12 protein-coding genes are annotated in these 14,955 nt (G+C 69.9%); 5 read left to right on the forward strand and 7 right to left on the reverse strand.

What is annotated here, in order from left to right:
- Window positions 1-4: 4 nt before the first annotated feature.
- The 7 genes from ACFWFP_RS20890 to ACFWFP_RS20920 form a co-directional block, all read right to left on the reverse strand.
- Window positions 5-1,711, reverse strand: coding sequence for a thiamine pyrophosphate-binding protein (locus tag ACFWFP_RS20890; protein ID WP_379297413.1), 1,707 nt, complete (start codon window positions 1,709-1,711; stop codon window positions 5-7).
- Window positions 1,701-2,627 (reverse strand): SDR family NAD(P)-dependent oxidoreductase, encoded by a 927-nt coding sequence (locus ACFWFP_RS20895; RefSeq protein ID WP_379297415.1) that lies wholly within the window; start codon window positions 2,625-2,627, stop codon window positions 1,701-1,703. The genes ACFWFP_RS20890 and ACFWFP_RS20895 overlap by 11 nt, the downstream gene beginning before the upstream one ends.
- A 17-nt stretch (window positions 2,628-2,644) precedes the next feature.
- Complete coding sequence (locus ACFWFP_RS20900) at window positions 2,645-4,486, reverse strand: flavin-containing monooxygenase (RefSeq protein ID WP_379297417.1); 1,842 nt, start codon at window positions 4,484-4,486, stop codon at window positions 2,645-2,647.
- Window positions 4,487-4,535: 49 nt separating this feature from the next.
- On the reverse strand, window positions 4,536-5,909 hold the full coding sequence (locus tag ACFWFP_RS20905; RefSeq protein ID WP_379297419.1) for an SRPBCC family protein: 1,374 nt from the start codon (window positions 5,907-5,909) through the stop codon (window positions 4,536-4,538).
- 8 nt (window positions 5,910-5,917) lie between these two features.
- Complete coding sequence (locus tag ACFWFP_RS20910) at window positions 5,918-6,775, reverse strand: SDR family NAD(P)-dependent oxidoreductase (protein WP_379297420.1); 858 nt, start codon at window positions 6,773-6,775, stop codon at window positions 5,918-5,920.
- Window positions 6,772-8,370 (reverse strand): SMP-30/gluconolactonase/LRE family protein, encoded by a 1,599-nt coding sequence (locus ACFWFP_RS20915; RefSeq protein ID WP_379297422.1) that lies wholly within the window; start codon window positions 8,368-8,370, stop codon window positions 6,772-6,774. The genes ACFWFP_RS20910 and ACFWFP_RS20915 overlap by 4 nt, the downstream gene beginning before the upstream one ends.
- A 493-nt stretch (window positions 8,371-8,863) precedes the next feature.
- A complete protein-coding gene (locus ACFWFP_RS20920; protein WP_379297424.1) occupies window positions 8,864-9,667 on the reverse strand; it encodes a FadR/GntR family transcriptional regulator in 804 nt (267 codons plus the stop codon).
- Window positions 9,668-9,785: 118 nt separating this feature from the next.
- Between ACFWFP_RS20920 and ACFWFP_RS20925 the strand changes: the two genes are divergently transcribed.
- From ACFWFP_RS20925 to ACFWFP_RS20945, 5 genes are read left to right on the forward strand one after another with little or no spacing between them, the layout of a single operon-like run.
- Window positions 9,786-10,937, forward strand: coding sequence for an acyl-CoA dehydrogenase family protein (locus ACFWFP_RS20925; protein ID WP_379297426.1), 1,152 nt, complete (start codon window positions 9,786-9,788; stop codon window positions 10,935-10,937).
- Entirely contained in the window at window positions 10,934-11,896 is a 963-nt protein-coding gene (locus ACFWFP_RS20930; RefSeq protein WP_379297428.1) for an acyl-CoA dehydrogenase family protein, read from the forward strand. The genes ACFWFP_RS20925 and ACFWFP_RS20930 overlap by 4 nt, the downstream gene beginning before the upstream one ends.
- Window positions 11,893-12,675: an enoyl-CoA hydratase/isomerase family protein gene (locus tag ACFWFP_RS20935; protein WP_379297430.1), complete on the forward strand. Its 783-nt coding sequence runs from the start codon at window positions 11,893-11,895 to the stop codon at window positions 12,673-12,675. Before ACFWFP_RS20930 ends, ACFWFP_RS20935 begins: the two co-directional genes overlap by 4 nt.
- Window positions 12,672-13,844 (forward strand): acyl-CoA dehydrogenase family protein, encoded by a 1,173-nt coding sequence (locus ACFWFP_RS20940; RefSeq protein ID WP_379297432.1) that lies wholly within the window; start codon window positions 12,672-12,674, stop codon window positions 13,842-13,844. The genes ACFWFP_RS20935 and ACFWFP_RS20940 overlap by 4 nt, the downstream gene beginning before the upstream one ends.
- Window positions 13,841-14,944, forward strand: coding sequence for an acyl-CoA dehydrogenase family protein (locus ACFWFP_RS20945; RefSeq protein WP_379297434.1), 1,104 nt, complete (start codon window positions 13,841-13,843; stop codon window positions 14,942-14,944). The genes ACFWFP_RS20940 and ACFWFP_RS20945 overlap by 4 nt, the downstream gene beginning before the upstream one ends.
- Window positions 14,945-14,955: the final 11 nt, after the last annotated feature.

Here is a 14,955-nt window from a genome sequence, read left to right on the forward strand (position 1 = left end):
TTCCTCACTGAGTGCCTTCCGCGTACCAGGTGCGGAATTCGTCGTAGCTCGGCATTTCTTCCGAATTCGCCTTCGGGTCGACCGCGACGTGGATGACGCCCGGTCGCCCGCTGGCGTAGGCGCGTTTGATGGCGGGGGCGATGTCCTCGTCGCGCTCGACGTATTCGCCGTAGCAGCCGAAGCCCTGGGCGACCTTGTCCAGCCGGGTGTTCTTGCTCCAGTGCACGCCGGTCTCGAGCGAGCCCTGCCCGTAGGTGCGCTTGTAGACGCCGACCTCGAGCCCCCAGGCGTAGTCGACCGCGACCACGCAGACCAGGGGCAGGTTCAGGCGCGCCGCGGTTTCGAGTTCGGCGATGTGGAACTGGAACGAGGAGTCGCCGGTGATCAGCATCATCGGTCGTTTGCCGCCGTCGGCCACGCCCGCGCCCACGGCGTAGGGCAGGCCGGTGCCCAGGTGCCCGAAGTTCTGATTCCACATGACGTCGTGGGGTTTGGCCTGCGAGTAGGTCCAGCCGAAGATCGTCGTGGCGCCGCCGTCGCGCACCATGATGCCGTCGGCCGGGAACGCCTGCGTCGCCTCCACGATCAGCCGCGCGGGGTGCACCGGCGACATCCCCGACGGCGCGGTCTCGGCCAGTTCCGCGAGCTGGGCCGCGTCCTGTTCGATCCAGCCCGCGAGCTCGGGGGTGGGGGTGCGTGGGGTCTCGCGCAGCGCCTCGACCAGCTGCGGGACGATCGCGCGCAGGTCACCGACCAGGGGCACGTCCACCGATCGGTTCACCCCGATGGCCTCGGGATCCTGCTCGACGAGGATCCACTTGCGGTTGGCCTCGTTGGCGACCCAGTGCCGTCCGCGCCCGTAGTGCACCGGTTCGCCCAGTTCGGTGCCGATGGCCAGGCACAGATCGGATTTCACGACCGCGTCGATCGCCGCCGCCGAGAACCCGTACGGGAAGGTGCGGTCCTCGAGCCCGGGGATGAAGGAGGTGCCGCCCGAGGTCTGGATGACCGGGCAGGCCATGGCCTCGGCGAGCGCACGGACGGACTCGCCGGCGCGCGTGGTGTGCACGCCGTGTCCCACGAGCAGCACGGGCTGGCTCGCCGCGCGGATGTAGTCGACCGCCTCGGCGATCCGGTCCGCACCGGCGGTCTGCCCGACCAGGCGATACGCCGACGGTGGCAGCGCGGGCCCGACCTCGAGGTCCTCCTGGATGACGTGCGAGGGGTACTCGATGTACACCGGGCCGGGGGTGCCCGACAGTGCCTTGCGCAGACCCTGCCGGATGACCTCGTCGGTCTGGTCGGCGTATTCGATACTGGCGCAGTACTTCACCGACGGCTCGAACAGTTCCGCCTGCTTGACGAACTGGATGCGACCGCGCCGCACCCGCTGTTCGGTGATCCGTGCGCGCTGCCCGCCCAGGAAGATCACCGGCGAGTTCTCGACCTTGGCGCACATCATCGCCCCGGCCAGGTTGGCGACGCCGGGGCCGAGCGTGCCGATGCACACCGCGGCCTTGCCGGTCATCCGGGACACCGCCTCGGCCATGAAGCCGGCAGACTCCTCGTGGTGCGGGGCCACCACCGTCCAACCGCGTTCTTCGGCGAGATGGAACATGTGCACGAAGTTGGGGTCGGGAATGCCGAACAGGGTGTTGATGCCCTCGGCTTCGAAGAGTTGCAGAATGCGTTCGTAGACTTTAACCGACATGCGTGCTGCCCTTCATAGCTGTCGCGAAGCTCTTGGTGATGTGGTCGATGTGTCCGGAGGGGACGACCGGCAGGATCCAGGGATCCTCGGTCGCCCGGATGTCGTCGATCTGCGCGCCGACCTCCTCGATCGACCAGCTCGGTTGGTACACCCCGGGGGTCTCGGCGATGAACGCCCGCGCCACGCGTCCGGCGATCGACACCAGCATCTCCCCGGTGATCGAGCAGGATTCGTGCGCGAGCCACCCCACCACCGGCGCCGCCAGTTCCGGGCCCATGGGCGGATAGGCCGAGGTGTCGATGCCCTCGGCGAGGCGGGTGAGCGCGGCGGGCACGATCACGTTGCAGCGCACGCCGTGCTCGGCACCCTCGAGCGCGATCACGTTCGACAGTCCGATCAGCCCCGCCTTGGCGGCGCCGTAGTTGGCGACGCGGTGGTTGCCGTAGAGCCCGCCGATCGAGGAGGTGAGGACCACCCGGCCGTATCCGGCCTCGCACATCAGCGAAAACGCCGGGCGCACCACGTGGAACGCGCCGCGCAGGTGGACGTCGAGGACGGCGTCGAAATCCTCGTAGGACATCTGCGCCAGCGGCGCGTACCGGTTGTTGCCCGCGTTGTGCACGATGATGTCGATCCGGCCGAAGGCCTCGATCGCGGTCGCCACGATCGCCCGCCCGCCCTGCGCCGTCGCCACCGAATCGGTGCTGGCCACCGCGATGCCGCCGGCGGCGGTGATCTCCTCGACCACCGCGGCGGCGACCCCGGCGTCGCCACTGTCCCCGCTGATCGTGGCGCCGGGGTCGTTGACGACCACCCTGGCCCCCTTCGCGGCCAGCAGCAGCGCGTAGGCGCGGCCCAATCCGCGTCCGGCGCCGGTGATCACGGCGACTCTGCCCTCGAACCCGAGTTCAGACATGGTTTGCTCCGCGCGCCTCATCGGGCCGGTTCGGACGGGGTGCCCAGCGCCAGGCCCGGCAGCTCACCGGTGTCGCGCCACGCCTGGAGCAGATCCTCGAAGGCGTAGAAGCCGGGCCAGTACGGGTCGCCGAGGTGGGAGCGGATCTGCTGTTCGCCCTCGTTGTTGTAGTAGCCGGGGGTGCACTCGCGCTGGAAGTTGCTGTTGTCGATCGCGCTCTCGCGCACGGTGGCGCACCACTGTTCCTGCGCGTCGGCGGTGGGTTCCACCGTGGTCGCGCCCCGGCGCATCGTCTGTTCGATGATGAAGGCGATGTGGCGGGCCTGCTGTTCGAACATGGCCGTCGTGCTCGCGGTCACCCCGCCCTGGACGAACCCGGTGAAGAACTGGTTCGGGAAACCGGTGGTCATCGTGCCGTGCAGGGTGCGGTAGCCCTTGGCCCAGTGGTCGTAGAGCGAGAGCTCGTCGCGGCCGACGTAGGGGGCGATGCCGAAGCGTCGGTCGAGGTCGGTGGTGATCTCGAAACCGCTGGCGAAGATGATGCAGTCCACTTCGTGTTCGACGCCGTCGGCGACGATGCCCTTGGCGGTGATCCGCTCCACGCCCTTGGTACCGGACACGTCGACGAGCGTGACATTGTCGCGGTTGAAGGTCGGCAGGTACTCGTCGTTGAAACACGGCCGCTTGCACAGGAACCGGTAGTAGGGCTTGAGCGCCTCGGCGGTCGCCGGGTCGGTGACGATCTCGTCGACCCGGTCGCGCACCCGCTGCATCGCCCGATAGTCCGCCAGCTCGCGCAGCTCCATGAACTTCTCCGGCGTCAGCTCCGCCCAGCCGCCGGTGCTGTCAAGCTGGTCGCGCACATTGCGGCTGACCTCGGTCCAGCCGTCGCAGACCAGATCGTCCTGACCGGGACCGTAGGCTTCGAACGCGCCGGTGTGGAAGTTGCGGCGGATCTCCTCCTGCCAGCCGGGCTGCAAGCTCTCGGCCCACGCGGGGTCGGTGGGCACGTTGCCGCGCTCGTAGATATAGGACGGGGTGCGCTGGAAGACGGTCAGATGGCGCGCCGAGCGGGCCAGGTGGGGGATGGACTGCACGCCGCTGGCGCCGGTCCCGATGATCGCCACCCGCTTGTCGGCGAGCTTGTCCAGGCCCCCGCGCATGTCGCCGCCGGTGTACTCGTAGTCCCAGCGCGCGGTGTGGAAGGTGTGTCCCGCGAAATCGCCGAGACCGGGGATGCCGGGCAGCTTGGGCCGGTTGAACGGACCCTGACACAGGACGACGAAGCGGGCGCGGATCTCGTCGCCCCGATCGGTGCCGATCCGCCAGCGCTGGATCGACTCGTCCCACGCCATCGAGCGGGTGAGCGTGCCGAAGATCGCCTTGTCGTAGAGACCGAAGTGCCTGCCGATGCGCTGGCAGTGTTCGAAGACCTCGTCGCCGTAGGAGTACTTCTGCTTCGGGACGTAGCCGACTTCCTCGAGCAACGGCAGATAGCAGTAGCAGTCGGTGTCGCACTGGATGCCGGGGTAGCGATTCCAGTACCACGCGCCGCCGAAATCGCCGGCGTGCTCGATGATCCGGAAGTCCGCCACCCCGGCCTCGCTGATCCGGGCGGCGGTGACGAGTCCGGCCAGCCCGCCGCCGAGGATCGCGACGTCGATGTCCTGGGAGATCGGCGGTCGCGGCTGGACCGGGGTGTACGGGTCGGCTTCGTGATATTCGGCGAAGTCCGCCTCGGCCGTCACGTACTGCTGCTGGCCCTCGGGGCGGATGCGCTTGTCGCGTTCGGCGAGATATTTCGCCCGGAGCGCTTCGTGATCGACCTCGGGTGTCTGCGTTGGTGCGCAGTTCTGCATGCGAATTCCTCGGTGTGGTGCGGTGTTTCGGGTGATGAGGGCACGGGACTCAGGCGAGGTCGCGTGGTGCGCCGGTGCCCATGTAGGTGGCCAGGTTGTGGTGCAGGTTCACGACGCTGCGTTCGCGGTAGGGGTTGGGTATCGGCCCGGCGAAGCCGCGCGTCTTCATGCCCTGCTGCACAGCGGCCATGTTCGAGAAGTCCTGGGGCAGCACGGTGCGCCAGGCCGGATCGTCGGCCGCGGTGTACTCCCACTCGGTCTTCGGTTCCTGGCCGGCCGGGAACAGTTCGTAGACGGCCGCCTCGAAGATGCACTTGTCGGGGTCGTAGCCGTAGGGCCGGGCGCTGTAGCAGAGCATGTTGTTGAGCGCGTGCCCGATCTGGAAGTTGGGGAAGATCTGCCACGCGGTCCCCGCCGCCGCGACGACCTGCGGGTCCACCGTCGGCCACACCACCCCGCGATCGGCGTCGTACTCGCGGGCCGATTGCAGCCAGTGCTTGAGCACCTGATCGGCCGGGGTGCCCTCGGGCAGCTCCGCGACCAGCCGATTCGCGGCGTCGACCAGGGTGCGGGTGGTGTTGGTGTTGGCGTTCTCCCAGGTGAAGTTCTGGAGTTCGGCCGTGGACATGCGGGCGTCGGGTCCGGCGCCGAGCCGCAGCTTGGCCTGGTTCTCCTCCATGCCCTTGGGCGCGTCGTAGCCGATGTTGCTGTGCTTGCCCTGGGCGCGCGACCACCCGAGGAAATTGCCGAAGTTCATGAACTCGGGGTGGGTGTAGGGCACGTGGTAGGTCTCCATGAACGCCTCCAACGCGACCTTCCAGTTGCAGTCGAAGACCAGCCAGCGCCGCCACCGATAGCGCATGTTCTCCAGCTGGAACGGATCGAGCAGCCCGGCCGCCGGCTCCAGGTACTCCCGCAGCGGCTCGGCCTCGGGGTCCATGGTGATCCAGATCCAGCCGCCCCAGGTGTCGACCCGCACCTCGCCGAGCCGGGTGCGGTCCGGGGTCAGCCCGCACGGCCAGTCCTGCTGCTCGGCCGCGAAGGTATTGCGGCCCTCGAGGTCGTAGCGCCAGCCGTGGAATCCGCAGACGAACTGCTTGCGGCGGCCGTGCGCCTCCCGCGCGCCCGGGGGAGTGTCGATCAGCCTGCGGCCCCGATGCGAGCAGACGTTGTAGTAGGCGCGCAGCGTGTCGGGCGCCGAGCGCACCACGATGATCGAGTCGTCGAGGATGTCGTAGGTGAGGAAGTCGCCGACCTGGACCAGTTCCTCGACCCGACCGACCTGCTGCCACACCTTGGTCCACAGCTTGTCGCGTTCGGCGCGGGCGTAGTCCGGCGACAGGTAGGCCTCCACGCCGATCGTGCGCGGGGTCGACAGTGCCTCCTCGGTAGCGGTGAGCGCGGACTCGGTGGTGTCGGTCATGACCTCTCCTAGCGGGTGATGGCAGTGCGGAACGCGTCGTCCTCGAGGAACAGCGATGTGTGGTCGGCGTCCAGATGGGTCCACTTGAGGTCGAGTCCGCCGTCGACCAGCAGCGTCTGACCCGTGATGTAGGTCGACAGGTCCGAGAGCAGGAACAGGATCGCGCCCGCCTGCTCCTCGGGCCGCGCGCGCCGACCCATGGCGATGGCGCGCCGGTCCCGGTCGGCGTCTTCGCCGACGTAGGTCGCCGAAGCGGGGGTCTTGGTCACCCCGGGCGCGATGGCGTTGACCCGGATGCCGTCGGCGGCGAGTTCGACCGCCATGGTCCGGGTCGCGGCCACCAGCGCGGCTTTGGCCGTGCCGTAACCGATGTGGAACGGTGCGGTGTTCATGCCGCTGATCGAGGAGATCGAGACGATCGAGCCGGGCCGTTGCCGCGCCTTGAGCTCGGCGGCGACGGCCTGGCTCATGAAGAACATCGTTTCGAGGTTCTGGGCGAACAGCGCGCGCCAATCGGCGCGACTCACCCGCAGCGCGGGCATCCACGTTGCCGGGGCCGCGCCGCCCGCCACGTTGACCAGGCCGTGCAGGTCGCCCTCGGTGGCGCGGATCTGCGCGAGCACCGTGGCGATCCCCTCGTCGGTGGCGGCATCGGCCGCCACCGGCACCACCGCGAGCCCCTGGTCGATCAGCGGGTCGATGTGGGTCGCCAGGTTGTCCTTCGAACGGCTCACCGCGATCACGGTGGCCCCGGCCCGCGCGACCATCTCCACCACCGAGGTACCGATGCCGCCGCCCGCCGCCCCGGACACCACGACGACGCGTCCGCTCAGGTCGATCGACCCGGCCGCCACCGCCGGGTTCATGCCGTGGCGCGCAGCGCGAGCACACTGCCCTCGGCGTCGGCCGACAGGTACAGGGTCCCGTCGGGTCCGGCGGTGATCCCCGCGAAGGGGCCCTGCGGACCGGAGAACGGCGGCAGCCCGCGCAGCGGCTTGGGCGTGACGCCGGGAGGCGCGCCGACCGGCAGATTCCCGGCGAGGGTGGTCCGCACCTTGGTTGCCAGATCCACGCTGATCAGCGACTTGCTGCTCACGTCGACGACGTAGAGCGTGTCGCCGCGCACCACGATGCCCTGGGGCTGCTCGAGCGCGTCGACCACCGTGTCGACCCCGGCGCTGCTCACCGAGACGATGCGGCCCGCGCCGGCTTCGGCGACCAGGCAGGTCCCGCCGGTGGTGAGCGCGACGCCGATCGGCTGGTTCAGGCCCGAGGCCAGCTCCTCGACCCGGCCGCCGGACCGCACGGCCAGCACCCGGCCACGGCCGAACTCCGCGGCGACGATGTCGCCGTTGGGTCCGAGCGCCACGCCGTAGAGCTGGTCGAGTTCGTCGGCCAGCACCTCGCTCTCCTGACTCGCCGGCCGCCACCGCGTGATCTGCCCGCCCGAGGTGGTGACCACGAATTCCCCCGCGCCGACGGCGGTGACGCCCCGGATGAAGCCGGGATAGCCGGGGCTGAACAGCATGCCGACCGTCTCGGGGGCCTGTCCCCGGCGCAGCACGTAGAAGTAGGTGCCGTCGGCGACATAGAGTTCGCCGTCGCTGCCGACGGTGAGGTCCAGCGGCCAGTTCAGGCCGCCGGGCAGGGTCGTCCTGGTCTCGCCGCCGTCGAGGATCTCGGTGATCTCACCGGTGAAGTTGGAGACGAAGAGCCGGCCGTCGACGAACGTGCAGTTGTCCAGGCCGGGGGTCAGGGTGGCCAGGACGGTGCGCTGGCCGGTTCGGGGATCGATGCGCAGGACCTCGCCGGTGCTCACCTGGGTGGAGACGATGTTGCCCGCCGCGTCGAACTTCACCGAGTCGGGCACGCCGAGATCGCCGACGACGCGTTCGGGTTCGCCGCCGCGCGGGTCGATCCGCCAGATGTCGTTGGTGCCCATCACCGGGTAATAGAGGAGCCCGTCGGGACCGACCTCCATGGCGTTGGGCATGGCGAGGTTCTCCGCCAGGACCCGGGGCTCGCTGCCGTCGGTGAACAGCTCCATCAGCCGTCCGCCGACGCGACATTCGTTGACGAACAACCGGTTCTGGTGCACGGTGATGCCGTTCGCGCTGGGCAGATCGTCGCGCAACACCCTGGTCTGTCCGTCGGCGCCGCGCATGCTGACCCGCCCGTCCATCACCTCGGTGGCGAACAGGTTGCCGTGGTCGTCGAAGGCCAGGTCGTCGGGGGCGATGATGTCGCCGCCCTTGGCGCTGATCGTCTCGAGTCCGCCGGTGGCGACGTCGAGGGCGCTGATCTGGCTGCCGGTCACCTGGGCGACGTAGATGCGTCCGTCGGGGCCGGTGCGTAGGCCGTTGGCGCCGAAGAGCCGGCTCGGCGGCGTGAGACGTTCCAGGCTCCACCCTTCGGCGAGGCTCGTTGCTGTGGTGCTGATGTAGCGCGCCCCTTGCGTCACAGTGGGGCCTCCTCCGGGTGAGAGCGTCGGGGTCCGCGATGGGTGGCGCTGCTGTCGTCCGGGTCGCCGGATCGTGATGCAGACCACTTCATCGGTGGATCGGAGCCTGCCAGCAAGGGGTCGGTATTACAAGTATTGTTATCCTTGTAAGGATTGTTTAGCATGCGCGGCGAATGAGAATAACAATCTCTCATTGAGAAAGTCAGACTCTACCTGTGATGACGTGCGGTTTTGTGGGGAATTGCCAGGTGATGTGGGCGCGTGGAAGCGCCGAGTCCGATCGCGCGGGTCGGGTTGTGCGACGCGTGGCCGTCATCGGGGGTGAACGCGGTGGAGTGCGGCCGCCCGGCGCGAACACGGTCGGCGACGGCATGCACGGCTCAATAGTGCTGGCCCCGAAGTGATCCGACGATCAGCGTGGTGTGGTTCGGCTCGGTCGGAAACGCGCGAGGTCGTGCGACGTCGAGGTGACTCGACGGCCCCTTCGGTGCGGCTAAAGGCGTGCGCGGTGACTGGACTGGATCGACTGGCGCGACATGGCCGACGACGCGTTGACGACACCGCCGTCGAACTGTTCGAGCACCACTGCCTGGGTCGCGGCCAGGTGCGCGCGCGCCAACCGCTCGGCTTCCTCCGCCCGACCCGCGGCGATCTCCTCGACGAGCCGGCGATGGAAGCGCACGGCATCACGCGCATCGGCTTCGGAGGGGTACTCGCCCCGCCGGGTTGTGGCTTCCGCCCAGGCTTGCTCCTGTGCCGACCACAGGGCCACGAGCGTGCTGACGACGTAGCGGACGGTCACGTTCGGCGTGAACGAGACGACGAGATCGTGGAACTCGCGGGCGGATTGGGTGAAGGCCACACCGTCGCCAACCACCGCGGCCGAGGCGTCGACGGCGGCTTCGAGAGCGGGAACGACCACCTCGGCGCGGTCCTCGCGCCGGGCGCATTCGGCGGCGCACATCGGCTCGAGCGCCTGGAGTCCGGACGCGAGATCGCCCAGCGTCACGCGCGCGCCCTGCAGGGCGAGTCCGAGGTGATAGGCCGCCGAGACCTCGTCGGGCCGGTGTACCTCGGCGCCGCCGACATTGCCGCGCCGGACCGTGACCAGGCCCTCGGTCTCGAGGATGCGCAGCGCCTCCCGGATGGAGGGATAGCTGACGCCGAAGTCCTTGACCAGCTGATCCTGGGTGGGGAGGCGGTAGTTGTCGTCGGAGAGGATGTGGTCGCGCAGTTCGGCCGCGACGGTCTCCGCGATGCGGCGCTGCGGAACTCGGCCCCGTCTCGGGGTGGTCAACGAACCCGCCGATCATCCATGGCGGGAGTGTAATTGATCGCGGGTCAACCATTCAAGTATTGCTATCCTTATTATGTCAAATATTGCTATCCTTATGAGGATTAACTACAGTCCGATCATGGATTTCACGATGGGAACGGCCGCCGCGGACCTGCGGGGGGAGCTGCGTCGCCTGGTGGACGAGCACGTCCCGGCTGATTTTCTGGGGGCCTTCACCGACGATCCGGCCGATTTCGAGGCCGCCCAGCGGTTTTCCCGCCTGCTGGCCGAACGCGGCCTGCTCTGCCTGGCCTGGCCCGCCGAGTTCGGCGGCCGCGACGCCTCCATCTGGGAACAGACCGTGGTGCGCGAGGAGATGTGGGCCCACCACGAACCGCGCGGTGCGCAGTACATGGGCGTGAACTGGGTGGGGCCCACCATCATGCGCCACGGCACCGAGGCCCAGCAGCAGACCCATCTGCCGCCGATCGCGCGGGGGGAGGTGATCTGGTGCCAGGGTTTCAGCGAACCGGACTCGGGCTCTGACCTGGCATCGTTGCGCACCGCGGCGCGCCGCGACGGCGACGGTTGGCGGATCACCGGGCAGAAGGTCTGGACCTCCTACGCCGCGATGGCCCAGTGGTGTTTCCTGCTCGCCCGCACCTCGACCGGCGAACGCAAACAGGCCGGGCTGACGATCTTCCTCGTCCCGATGTCCAACCCGGCCATCGAGGTGCGCCCGATCCGTTCCATGATCGGCCCGCACCACCTCAACGAGGTCTTCTTCGACGACCTGCGAGTGACCGAAGCCGACGTGCTCGGCCCGGTCGACGAGGGCTGGAAGGTGGTGCAGGAGGTGTTGGCCTTCGAACGGGTCGGCATCGCCCGCTACGCCCGCTGCGAACGGCTGCTGCTCGTCGCGCCGTCGGCGCTGGGCGAGCGCTGGGACGCGCTGCCCGCCGAACTGCGTGGCCGATGGGCCCGCATGCTGACCCACTGCCGCCGCGCGCGATTACTGGCCTACCGGGTGCTGTCGCTGCAACGCCAGGGCCAGGTGCGACCCAGTGACGCCGCCGCCTACCGCATCGCGGTGACCACCCTCGACCAGGACAGCGCGGAGGTACTCGTGGAACTCGCCGCCTACCTCGACCCAGCCGACGCAGACCGGGGGCACCGGTTCCGGCGCGAGGCCGAGGAACACTGGCGCTACTCCCAGGCCGCCACCGTCGCCTCGGGCAGTATCGAGATGCAGCGGATTCTGCTGGCCCGCGCGCTGCTGGCGGCGTCGTGAACATCGAGCTGAGCGCGGACGCGCTCGAATTCGGCCGACAGGCATCGCTGGCGCTGGCGGCGGCGGGCGGTGACGAACTGGTCCAGCTCGGCGAACGCGAACCCGCACGGCGCGAGAGCGTGTTCGCGCCGGTGCTCGCGCGGTTGGGCGCGTGGGATCTCGATCCGCGCGGCGACGCCGACGAGCTGGAGGCGGCGGCGGCCCTGTGTCGCAGCGCGGGCTACTGGGCGCTGCCTTATCCGCTGGCCGAACGGCTGGCCCGGCCCACCGATCTTGCGGTCGACGGACTGCTCGTCGTCGCCGAGACTAATCCGGCCGCGCCCGTCGCCGACCTCGCGCTGCGCTGGGCGGCGGTGACGATCACCGGTCGACGCTCCGCCGTCGAGGTCGGGCCCGCGCACCCGCCCCGCACCTCGGCGTTCGTCACCTCGCTCGCGCTGCGCCACCTCGACGACGACGGCGCCGCCGATGTGGCGTTGGGGCTGGTGCTGCCGTGCTGGACGCTGCTCGGCATGCTGGACCGCGCCCTGGATCTCACCCGCGCCCACGTGCTGCTGCGCGAGCAGTTCGGCAAGCCGCTGGCCCAGTTGCAGGGCGTGCAGTTCCAGTTCACCGACGCCGAGGTGGAGCGTAGCGGCGTCGACATACTGGCCAAGTACGCGCTGTGGAGCATCCAAGCCGGGCGGCCCGAGGCGCTCGACGACGCGCTCGCGCTGCGCTCGGCCGCGATCGAGGCCGCCGAGATCGTCTTCCGGGTCGCGCACCAGTTGCACGGCGCCATCGGCTTCTGCGACGAGTCGCCGCTGTCGTGGCTCTCGCGCTACAGCCTGCCGCTGCGGAGGCTGCCGCTGGGCCTGTCCGCGACCAGCGAGGTCCTCACCGACCGCCTCGGCCGCACCGGGCTGACCGGGCTGTTCGGCGCGGGCCATGCCGACGACCGCCCGGAGGTGGCGCGGTGAAATACGACCTGCCCGACGAACTGATCGTCGAATGCGACGGCCCGATCCGCACGGTGGTGATCAACCGGCCCGACGAGCTCAACGCGGTGAACAAGGCGCTGCACTGGGCGCTGGCGAACGTGTGGCGGCAGTTGGCCGCCGACCGCGAAGCCTCGGTGGTGATCCTCACCGGGGCGGGTCGCGCGTTCAGCGCGGGCGGCGATCTGGGCTGGATCACCTCCTTCCTCGACGACCCCGTCGGCCGCGACGAGAGCATCCGGGAGGGCGCGCAGATCATCGAGGAGATGCTGCGTTTCCCGCTGCCGGTGATCGCGGCGGTCAACGGGCCCGCCGTGGGGCTCGGGGCCAGCCTCGCGGTGCTCTGCGATGTGGCGCTGATCTCCGAGCGGGCGCATCTCGCCGATCCGCACGTCGCGGTCGGGCTGATCGCCGGGGACGGTGGGGCGGCGTTCTGGCCGCTGCTCACCCCGATCCTGCGCTCGCGCGAATACCTGTTCACCGGTGACCGCATCGCGGCGGCCACCGCCGTGGAACTCGGGCTCGCCACCCGCAGCGTCGCCCCCGACGCCCTGCTCGACGAGGCGCGGACGTTGGCGCACCGGCTGGCCGCGCTGCCGCCCGAGGCCGTGCGCGGGACCAAGCGGATCGTGAACATGTATCTGTCCCAGGCGCTCGGCGGTCCGATGCAAGCCGGTTTCGCGGCCGAGGTCGCCACCATGCAGTCCGCCGCACACCGCGATCGGCTGCTGGCCCTGCACGAGAACGCGCGCCCCCGATGACCTCGACGGCGCGCACCATCGACGACTTCCGCGCCGAGGTCAGGCAGTGGTGCCGGACGCGGATTCCCGCCGACTGGCGACAGGCGCAGACAGGAGTCTCCGAGCGCGAGTTCGTCGATTTCCAGCAGTCCTGGTTCCAGACGTTGCGCGGGGCCGGTTTCGCGGTCCCGCACTGGCCGAAGGAATACGGCGGCGGCATGTCGACGGCCGAGCAGGTGGTGCTCTATCAGGAGCTCGCCGCCCACGACGCGCCCCGACTGGTCCTGGCCTTCGTCTCGATCCACCACGCCGCCGCCACCCTGCTCGCCGCGGGCACCGACGAGCAACGCCGCCGCCACCTGCCGGCGATCCTCGACGGCGAGATCTGGTGCCAGGGCTTCTCCGAACCGGGCGCGGGCTCGGACCTCGCGGCGCTCGCGACCACCGCCCGCCGCGACGGCGACGGCTATGTCGTCTCCGGACAGAAGCTGTGGGCCAGCGGCGCGCGGCACGCGGACTGGTGTCTGCTGCTCGCCCGCACCGACCCCGACGCGCCCGCGCGCCACGGCATCTCGTACTTCCTGCTGGACATGCGCGCCCCCGGCGTCGAGGTGCGGCCCATCCGGCAGGCGACGGGGGAGTCGCACTTCTGCGAGATCTTCCTCGACGAGGTGGTGATCCCGGCCGATCGGCTGGTCGGTGCGGAGAACGAAGGCTGGCAGGTTGCCCAGCGCACGCTCGGCGCCGAACGCGGCATGACCATGCTCGAACTGGCCGAACGGCTGGGTAACAACGGTTTCCGCCGCTTGGTCGAGGGCTGTCCGCTCGACGATCCGCTGGTCGCCGACCGCCTCGCCGAACTGGAGATCGAACTCACCGGGCTGCGCGCGCTGTGCGCCGATATCGCGGCCGCCGAGGATCGGCCCGGCCCGGCCGACGCCTCGATCGTGAAACTGTTCTACAGCGAACTGCTGCAACGGATGACCGACTTCGGCACCGAGATGGCCGGGCTCGCCACCCACACCGAGCTGCGCAAACCGCTGTCGAGCGGCTGGGAATCCGGCGCCTGGATGCTGGACTTCCTCGGCTCGTGGGAATGGACGATTCCGGGCGGCGCCAGCGAGATTCAGCGCACCATCATCGGTGAGCGCGGCCTCGGCCTGCCTCGAGAACCCAGGGGAAACCAATGACCTCCGACGAGCACGACCTCGCCGACCTGCACGACGAGGTGGCCGAGGTGGCGCGCGAGCTGCTGCGCCGATCCGCCGCCGCGCCCGACTGGACGGCGATCGCGGACGCGGGTTGGCCCGGCCTCGAGATCCCCGCCGCCTTCGACGGCGCCGAGGCCACCTTCGCCGAGGTCGCGGTGGTTCTCGCCGAGATCGGCCGGGCCGCCGCGAGCGGCGCGTATCCGGCGGTCGCCGCGCTCGGTGTCGGCGCGCTCGCGCGCGTCGTCGCGACGCCGCGGCGCGACCGGCTCCTGCGCGAGACCGCTGCGGGCGCGGCCGTGCCGATCCTCGTGCTCGCCGGTGAGGCGACGGGACCGACGCGGTTCCGGATCGAGCCGTCGACGCGGGGGCCGCTGCTGCACGGCACGGCCGATTTCGTCCTCGACGCACCGGCCGCCGGACCGTTGCTCGTCCCCGCGCTCGATCGGGCGGGCGCAGGGGTGCTCGTCGAGGTCGATCTCCGCGCGCGGGGGCTGCTCGTGGCCGAACAGCCGGTGCTCGACGCGACCCGCCGGTTCGGCAGCGTCGTCGCCGACGGGGTGGCGGTGGCCCCGGAGTCGTTGTGGCCCTTCGTCGATGACGATGCCGTCCGGGTTCTCGATCAGCTGCGCGACCGGGCCGCCGTCGCGGTGGCCTGTGACAGTCTCGGCCTGAGCCGGGCCATGCTCGACGCTACCGTCGCCCATGTCGGTACGCGCGAACAGTTCGGTCGGCCGATCGGCTCGTTCCAGGCCGTCAAACACGCGTGCGCCGACATGCTCGTGCGGGTGCGGGTCGCGGGCAAACTCGTCGAGGCGGCGGTACGGGACCAGGCGCGCGATGCCGCCGACGCCTCGACTTCGGCGTCGATGGCCAAGTCCTACTCGTGCGCGGCGGCGGTCGAGATCGCGGGCAAGGCGATGCAGTTGCACGGAGGCATGGGCTACACCTGGGAGAGCGGCATCCACGTCTATCTCAAGCGGGCCGCGCTCAACCGTTCGCTGTTCGGTTCGCCCGCGCGACATCGCGCCGCACTGGCCCGGCGGTATTCCGTTCAGGCGCCGCATCGCGCGGGCGCCTGAACGGAACCGGC

The sequence above is a fragment of the Nocardia sp. NPDC060249 genome, from assembly GCF_042728755.1.
Classification (GTDB): Bacteria; Actinomycetota; Actinomycetes; order Mycobacteriales; family Mycobacteriaceae; genus Nocardia.

Bases quoted from the DNA above. Each gene is read 5' to 3' on its own strand.
- ACFWFP_RS20890 (WP_379297413.1), bottom strand. From the start codon at position 1,711: ATGTCGGTTAAAGTCTACGAACGCATTCTGCAACTCTTCGAAGCCGAG.
- ACFWFP_RS20895 (WP_379297415.1), bottom strand. From the start codon at position 2,627: ATGTCTGAACTCGGGTTCGAGGGCAGAGTCGCCGTGATCACCGGCGCC.
- ACFWFP_RS20900 (WP_379297417.1), bottom strand. From the start codon at position 4,486: ATGCAGAACTGCGCACCAACGCAGACACCCGAGGTCGATCACGAAGCG.
- ACFWFP_RS20905 (WP_379297419.1), bottom strand. From the start codon at position 5,909: ATGACCGACACCACCGAGTCCGCGCTCACCGCTACCGAGGAGGCACTG.
- ACFWFP_RS20910 (WP_379297420.1), bottom strand. From the start codon at position 6,775: ATGAACCCGGCGGTGGCGGCCGGGTCGATCGACCTGAGCGGACGCGTC.
- ACFWFP_RS20925 (WP_379297426.1), top strand. From the start codon at position 9,786: ATGGATTTCACGATGGGAACGGCCGCCGCGGACCTGCGGGGGGAGCTG.
- ACFWFP_RS20940 (WP_379297432.1), top strand. From the start codon at position 12,672: ATGACCTCGACGGCGCGCACCATCGACGACTTCCGCGCCGAGGTCAGG.
- ACFWFP_RS20945 (WP_379297434.1), top strand. From the start codon at position 13,841: ATGACCTCCGACGAGCACGACCTCGCCGACCTGCACGACGAGGTGGCC.